Origin of the sequence: Clostridium sp. CCUG 7971, assembly GCF_017590215.1 — a bacterium.
In the GTDB taxonomy this organism is placed as follows: Bacteria; Bacillota; Clostridia; order Peptostreptococcales; family Peptostreptococcaceae; genus Faecalimicrobium.
In genome coordinates this window covers 1-8,283 of sequence record NZ_JAFFPK010000166.1, presented here as the reverse complement: position 1 = coordinate 8,283, position 8,283 = coordinate 1, and the positions used below count along the sequence as shown (strand labels likewise).

Genomic DNA, 8,283 nt, shown 5'->3' with positions numbered 1-8,283 from the left:
AAATTAATAAGCTATTTTTAGGATATTAGTAAGAAAGGAGAATATTTATGAAATCTAAAAAAATTATAGAAGATCCAAGATTTAAACAATGTAATAAAGAAGCGATTATGGGATTAGGTCTCGGTGTAATTAACCTTATATGGTGGTTTGGATGGGGATATGGATTAGGTAAGAAGCCTATTTCAGAGTATACATATATATTAGGATTTCCAACTTGGTTTTTTATGAGTTGTATAGTAGGGGGGATACTTTTTTCTATACTAACTGTAATTATGATAAATAAATATTTTAAAGACATGTCTCTAGAAGGTTTAACAAAAGAAGAAATTGAAAAATATACTAAGGAGTTCGACTAATGAATAGTGTAAATTTTGGAGTATTAATTCCTATAATCGTTTATTTTATAGCAATTTTCGCTGTAGGATTTTACTCAATGAAATTTGTAAATAAAGCAAGATATTCTAACAATAAAAATAATGAATTTATGGATGAATATATGACAGGTGGTAGAGGACTAGGTGGATTTGTTCTTGCAATGACATTAGTCACTACATATTTAAGTGCAGGAAGTTTTATAGGTGGACCGGGTACAGCTTATACAGAAGGGTTGGCATGGGTATTTTTAGCTATGGCTCAAATGCCGACTGGATATTTTACATTAGCAGTGCTAGGAAAAAAATTCGCAATCATATCAAGAAAAATAAATGCAGTTACAATAACAGATTTTTTAAGACAAAGATATAAATCAGATATAGTTGTTATAATAACATCTATATCAATAGTAGTATTTTTTATAGCAGCAATGGCAGCGCAATGGGTAGGGGCAGCTAGATTATTACAAGGTTCAGTAGGATTAGATTATAATATTGCACTAACAGCTTTTGGAATAACAGTAATTGTCCATACTGTAATCGGAGGATTTAGAGCAGTAACATTATCGGATACAATACAAGGTGTAATAATGACAATTGCAACTATCTTAATATTTATAACAACGGTTATAGCAGGCGGAGGAGTAGGAAATATTGTTAAAAATATGGCTATTATTAATCCTGGTATGATAACTCCATTTGGAGTTACTGAAGGGAAAATGACAATTCTTTGGGTAACGTCATTTTGGATATTAGTAGGATTTGCAGTAGTTGGAATACCTTCAGTATCTCAAAGGGCAATGAGTTATAAAGATACTAAAAGTTTACATCAAGGTATAAAGTACGGTACAGTTGTGTCGATGATTTTATTATTGGGAATGCATTTAGTAGGAGCATTTGGATCTACTTTAGTAACAGGAATAGAATCAGGAGATTTAGTTGTTCCAACGCTAACAACTAAGCTTTTCCCATCGATGTTGGCAGGTATACTTTTAGCAGGTCCACTTGCATCTATAATGTCTACTGTTGATTCTCAGCTTTTAGTAGCATCAGGTTCAATAGTAAATGATATAATAGTAAACTATATAAAGCCTAGCTTAAAAGAGAACTCAAGAAAGATAGGAAAAATAAGTATAATAGCTACAGCTATTATTGGAATAGCGATATATATAGTTGCTATTAACCCACCAGATTTAATAGTTTGGCTAAATCTTTATGCAAATGCAGGTATAATAGCTACTTTTTTATGGCCTATAATTTTAGGTCTATATTGGAAAAGGGCTAATGATAAAGGAGCTATAGCATCTATAATATCAGGTATAGGAAGTTACATATTATTTAGCTATGTATGGACTAGGCCATTTGGAACACATACAATAGTATTGCCTCTTTTAATATCTTTAGTATTATTTATAATAGTATCTAAATTTACAAAAGCTCCAGACGATGAAGTTATAGAAATGTTTTGGGGAATATATCATAAATAATAAAAAACACCTTGAATTATCAAGGCGTTTTTTATTACAAAACTATTTTATAGTAGTAAAGTAAATAATATTGAATATAATTTAATATCGATAATACTAACCGTAAAGGAGCGAAGCGAATTTATGGATAATAAAAATAAATCGCAAACTGGAAATAAAAATAATAATTCTTGTAATAACAACCTAGGAAAGGATAAAGGTTTAGGATTAGCGTCTTTCTCATACGCAGACTTTATATTGTTATCATCTACAATATCATATGCCTTAGCAGAAGAGCTAAATGATGCAGACTTAGCGCTTTTAATAGTTTTTCTAGGAATGGTTTCAGCAGATCTTGCACTTCTTACAACTCAAGATAAAATAAAAGCAGCTTTAGGATCACAACAAATTGAAGAAGACATCGTAGGGGAAGAAGAAGCCGAGGAGGGTGGGCTAATTGGAAGTACAATAGTGATACCTACTGTTGGAAGAAATAGTAAAACGAAAAAAAGAAAACGTATAAAACGTATAAAAAAGGTAAAGAAAAAGTAACTTTTCAATAAATATGGATTGAAGAAGTTACTTTTTTTAGTGTATTAATAGATTAATATCAATTTAAAATGGTTAGAAAGTTAAGTATTTTATAATTAAATTCATTTTGATATAATAAAATTTATAAATAATGGGTATAAATTGGTAAATATAAAGTAGATTAGAGTATAAAATTATAAATTTTTATTAATAGAGGAGGAGAGAAAGTTTTATGAAGTTAACAAATTTCACATTTAAAGGAAAAGAAGAGTTAGATATAAATGTATATAAGTGGGAAGATGAAGAAATAACTCCTAAGGCAGTAGTTCAAATCGCACATGGAATGTCAGAAACTGCAGATAGATATGAATATTTTGCTGAGAGACTAACTAAAAATGGATATACAGTATATATAAATGACCATAGAGGTCATGGCAAGACTGCTAAACATATAGATAATGTAGGATACTTAGCTGAAAAAGATGGATTCAAATATTTAGTTGAGGACATGAATATACTAACTAATATAATAAAAAATGAAAATAAAGATTTACCTATATATTTATTTGGACATAGTATGGGGTCATTTGCATCTCAAAGATACATAATGGAATATGGAAGAAACTTAGATGGCCTTATATTATCTGGTTCAAATGGAAAGCATGGATTTATATTAAATTTAGCAGATATAGTTATATCAAATGAAATAAAAAGGTATGGTAGGAAATATAGAAGTAAGAAATTAGACAATCTAATATTTGGTGGAAATAATAGAAAATTTAAACCATCAAGAACAGAATTCGATTGGCTAAGTAGAGATAATGACGAGGTGGATAAATATATAAACAACCCTTTCTGTGGAGTGTTATTTACAGCAGGATTCTTTTATGATTTCATCCAGGGTTTAAAAGAAATTGAGAGAAAAGAGAATCTTAAAAAAGTGCCAACAGATTTGCCAATTTATATTATGTCAGGAGATAAAGACCCTATAGGTAAAAATGGTAAGGGTGTTTTAAGGCTTAAAGATAGATATATAGATTTAGGAGTAAAAGATGTTTCATGTAAATTGTATGCTGGTGGAAGACATGAAATGTTAAATGAAATAAATAAAGATGAAGTTATAGAAAATATATTAGCTTGGATAGACAGTAAAACTGAATTAAAAGAAGTTAAAAATATATAATAGAATATAAAATTACATATATAGTTAGAAATAGTACTGATTTAATTATAAAAAATATGGAAAATAAAGAAATAATATTATAATATAGGACAAAAATAAAGAAAAATTGAAGTAAACTTTAGAAAATTATATAAAAATTGAAAAAAACTTAAAATATTGTTAAAATATTATTGACACCAAACTGTTAATAATATATCATGATTTGTGTAAGAATAATAAGCTAATACAAGAAAGTTAAGTATTTATTTAACAGCAATTATACTTGGGTATTATATAAGGAAAACGTATTTATAGGGTGTTTATTAAATATTTAAATTATATTTAGTATTACAGTGTAAAATTTAGTTAAAAAAATATTTAAGGTAAAACAATCCAAAATAGGGTATTGGATTTATTTAAGAAACATTAAAAAATTAAATTTACATCGTGGAGGAGAAAAATGGGAGAAAGTTCATTCTTATCACAGTTCCTTATGGTTACAGACATTAAGACAGTTCTTTTTATAGCTGTACTTTTAGGGACATTTGTTATTGTTAAGCAATTTGAAAAGAAAAAAATTAAATTCTCAACAAGAACAATTTATGCAACAATAATAGGTCTTATACTAGGTGTCATAATACAATTAGTGGCAGGTCTTCCTGAAGATCCATCAAAAGTAACTTGGCTACAAGAAGTAAGTAAGTGGTATGGATTATTTGGATCAGGATTTATGGATTTACTAAAAATGTTAGTTGTTCCAATGGTATTTGTATCAATATTAAGAGTTATCATCAATATGGGTGATGGAGATAACTTAGGAACATTAACATTTAGATCATTAGGAATGTTACTTGCAACAACTGCACTTGCAGCTATCGTAGGTATAGTAGTTGGTAATGTTATGAAATTAGGATATGGTGCTGATATAGCAGGAATAGAAGCTCCAGAACTTAGAGAAATAACTCCTTTAGTGGATACTTTAAGAGGATTATTACCATCAAATCCAGTAGCATCAATGGCAGAAGGTAATATAGTTGCAATAATAGTATTTGCAACATTCTTAGGTCTTTCAGTTAAGAGATTAAATAAGAAATATTCAGATATAATAAAACCATTTGTTGATTTAGTAGAAGCATTCTATAAAATAATAGTAAGTGTTGCTATGACTGTTATTAAGTTTATGCCATATGCAGTTGTTGCTCTACTTGCAAATACATTAACTGCTCGTGGATTAGCATCTATGGTATCAGTTGTTCAATTTATAGTAGCTCTATATATATCAGTAGCTATACTATTTATAATACATTTAGTAATAATAACTTTAAATGGATTAAATCCTGTAACTTATATAAAAAATGCAGCAGAGCCTTTACTTTTAGCATTTACATCTCGTTCAAGCTTAGGTACATTACCTGTTACTATAGAAGCATTAACAGATAATCAAGGTGTTGAAGAAGGTGTAGCAAGTTTTACTGCAAGCTTAGGTGCTAATATGGGTATGAATGGATGTGCTGGTATATATCCTGCATTAATGGCTATAACTGTAGCAAACATGGCTGGAGTAGATAAAGATATAAGTTTCTATGTTATGTTATTAGTAGTTATAACTATAAGTTCATTAGGTATAGCAGGTCTTCCAGGAACAGCAACAATGGCAGTATCAGTAGTTTTATCAGGTGTTGGATTAGGTTCATACTTCCCTCTAGCTGGTGGTATAATAGCTATAGATCCAATATTAGATATGGGTAGAACAATGATAAATGTAAATGGAGCTACCACTACAGCTATAACTGTTGGTAACTCACTTGGAAAAATTGATAAAGAGACGTTTAATAAAAATAACGCTTAATATATAAAACCTTCAACTAAATAATAGTTGAAGGTTTTTTTACAAAAATATAAAATACGACAAAATAAATTGACAATATATTTAGACAAAATTAGAAATTGACAATGCCAAAACCAAAAGTTACAATTTAGTTACATAAATTCACCGGTGCATTAATATAATATAAAAACGTATTAAGTCTGAAAATATTAAGGCTCATAAAGTTTATAATTTCACGTTTATTATAAAAATGAGGAGGAGAATATTATGGACAAGAAGTATAAAAAGAATATAGTTATAGGTTTGGCTAGTATAAGTTTAATAGGAATATTAATAGGTGGGTATAGTTTTTTAAATAAAGAACAGATAAGTTTAGTTGTTAAGGGTGAAGAAGTTAAAGTGTCAACATTTAAAAATACTGTTAAAGATTTATTAGATGAAAATAGAGTAAAGTATGATAGTGATGATAAGATAACCCCGAGTTTAGATTCAAAATTAACAGACAATATGAAAATAAAAGTCATTGACATAAGTAAAATGCAAGAACGTGAATATGAAGATATAGCCTTTGAAGTTAAATTAGTAGATGATAAAAATTTATTAAAAGGAAAAACTGAGGTAAAAGTAGAAGGAGAGCTAGGCAAAAAAGAATTAGTATATGACTTAACTTATCATGATGGAAAATTAGTAGAAAAAAAATTAATAAATGAAAATATATCAAAAGACCCTGTTGATAAAATAGTAAAAAAAGGAACAAAAGAAGAATTTATTGTTGCATCTAGAGGAAGTAATTCTAGACGTATGAATGTAGAAGCTACAGCTTATTCAGGAGATGGGATAACATCTACAGGAACAATACCTAAGTGGGGAACAATAGCAGTGGATCCAAGGATTATACCATATGGATCAAAGGTATATATACCTCAATTTAATAAAACTTTTACAGCTGAAGATTGTGGAGGAGCTATAAAAGGTAATATAATAGATATATTCATGGGAAGTAACAGTGAAGCTTATAAATGGGGGAGACGTAGAATTGATATATATGTTACTAATTAAAATATAAGCTATACTATATTTACTTAATATTAGAAAAATTATAAAATTAGATTGACAAATTAGTTATATTTAATAAATATTAATATAAAAGCTTATGAAGAAAGGGAGATTAAAATTATGGAGTGCACAAAGCAAAGAGAAATTAAAATTAATGATTATGTGAGGCAATACGAGGAGTGGTTAAATAATCCATACTTTGATGAAACGACTAAAAATGAGTTAAGAAAAATCGATGGGGATACAAAAGAAATAGAAGATAGATTCTATAAGGATTTAGAATTTGGTACTGCTGGACTTAGGGGAGTAATAGCAGCTGGTAGAAATAGAATAAATATATACACAGTGAGAAGAGCTACGTTTGGTCTTGCAAACTATATAATAAAAAATACTACAGAAGAAGAAAAAAATAGAGGAGTAGTAATAGCGCATGATAATAGACATATGTCTAGAGAATTTTGTATAGAAACTGCCAATACTTTAGCAGCATGTGGTATAAAAGCATACATATTTGACAGTTTAAGAACTACACCAGAATTATCTTTTGCAGTTAGAAATTTAAATGCTATATCTGGGGTAGTAATAACAGCAAGTCATAACCCAACGGAATACAATGGGTATAAAGTATATTGGGAAGATGGAGCTCAAGTTATGCCTCATATTGCAAGTGCTATAACTGAAGAGATAAATAGTATACATGATTATAGTATTATACCTACATTAACAGAAGAAAATAAAAATTTAATTATAATGCTAGATGAAAAAGAAGATACAAACTTTATAGAAGCTGTAAAAAGTCAAATAATAAGACCTGAATTAGTAAAAAATATTGGAAAAGATTTTAAAATAGTTTATACACCACTTTGTGGAACAGGTAATGTACCAATAAGAAGGGCTTTAAATGAGGTAGGTTTTGAAGATGTATTAGTTGTTAAAGAAGAAGAAATGCCAGACCCTAATTTTTCAGGAATAGATTATCCAAACCCAGAAGACAAAAAAGCTTTACAAAGAGGTATTGAACTTGCTAAATGGGAAGGTGCTGACCTTGTAATAGCAACAGATCCAGATTGTGATAGAGTTGGAGTTGCTGTTAAAACTACAAGTGGAGAATATGTATTACTTACAGGTAACCAAATAGGTGGAATGTTGACTAATTACATAATAGAGGGATTAAAAGAAAAAAATGGACTAAAAGAAAACTCTGCTCTTATAAAGACTATAGTTACATCAGAATTTGGAGCTGATATTGCTAAAGCAAATAAGGTAAATGTATTAAATGTATTAACAGGATTTAAATTTATAGGTGAGAAAATAAAGCTATTTGAGGGAACTAAAGAAAATACTTATGTATTTGGATATGAAGAAAGTTATGGATATTTAGTAGGAACTCATGCTAGAGATAAAGATGGAGTTGTAGCATCTTTATTAATATCTGAAATGGCAGCATTTTATTCTTCTAAAGGAATGAGTTTATACGAAGGTTTAATTGAACTTTACAATAAATATGGATTTTTCAAAGAGGAAACTATATCTTTAACACTAAAAGGAATAGAAGGTTTATCTAAAATAAAAGATATAATATTATTCTTTAGAGAAAATGATATAAAAAATATAAATAATATAAATGTAGTTGATACTAAAGATTATTCTAAAGGCATAGACGGATTACCTAAAGCTGATGTATTAAAGTATTTCTTAGAAGATGGTTCTTGGGTAGCTATAAGACCTTCAGGTACAGAGCCTAAGCTTAAATTTTATATAGCAGTGAAAGGTGAAGATGAAAGTATATCAGATGAGAAAATAAAAGGAATAAAAACTTATATAGAGAACACTATAGAAAAGTTAATGTAAAATATAAAAAGGATATAA

At 28.6% G+C, this 8,283-nt stretch carries 7 protein-coding genes; all 7 read left to right on the top strand.

Translation table 11 applies throughout. The annotated features are described in order from the left end of the window. Window positions 1-47: 47 nt before the first annotated feature. Window positions 48-356, top strand: a complete 309-nt coding sequence (locus tag JWF52_RS17530) for a YhdT family protein (RefSeq protein ID WP_208334777.1) — start codon at window positions 48-50, stop codon at window positions 354-356. Beyond that, window positions 356-1,858: a sodium/pantothenate symporter gene (gene panF, locus JWF52_RS17525; protein WP_208334776.1), complete on the top strand. Its 1,503-nt coding sequence runs from the start codon at window positions 356-358 to the stop codon at window positions 1,856-1,858. Before JWF52_RS17530 ends, panF begins: the two co-directional genes overlap by 1 nt. 123 nt (window positions 1,859-1,981) lie before the next feature. Beyond that, the gene (locus JWF52_RS17520; RefSeq protein WP_208334775.1) at window positions 1,982-2,389 is read left to right on the top strand and encodes a hypothetical protein; all 408 of its coding nucleotides are present in this window, start codon (window positions 1,982-1,984) and stop codon (window positions 2,387-2,389) included. A gap of 211 nt (window positions 2,390-2,600) precedes the next feature. Beyond that, window positions 2,601-3,551: an alpha/beta hydrolase gene (locus JWF52_RS17515; RefSeq protein WP_208334774.1), complete on the top strand. Its 951-nt coding sequence runs from the start codon at window positions 2,601-2,603 to the stop codon at window positions 3,549-3,551. Window positions 3,552-3,990: 439 nt separating this feature from the next. After that, on the top strand, window positions 3,991-5,379 hold the full coding sequence (locus JWF52_RS17510) for a cation:dicarboxylate symporter family transporter (protein WP_286184256.1): 1,389 nt from the start codon (window positions 3,991-3,993) through the stop codon (window positions 5,377-5,379). Window positions 5,380-5,625: 246 nt separating this feature from the next. Next, window positions 5,626-6,417, top strand: a complete 792-nt coding sequence (locus tag JWF52_RS17505) for a resuscitation-promoting factor (protein WP_208334773.1) — start codon at window positions 5,626-5,628, stop codon at window positions 6,415-6,417. Between the two features lie 117 nt (window positions 6,418-6,534). Next, window positions 6,535-8,265, top strand: coding sequence for a phospho-sugar mutase (locus JWF52_RS17500; RefSeq protein ID WP_208334772.1), 1,731 nt, complete (start codon window positions 6,535-6,537; stop codon window positions 8,263-8,265). Window positions 8,266-8,283 lie beyond the last annotated feature (18 nt).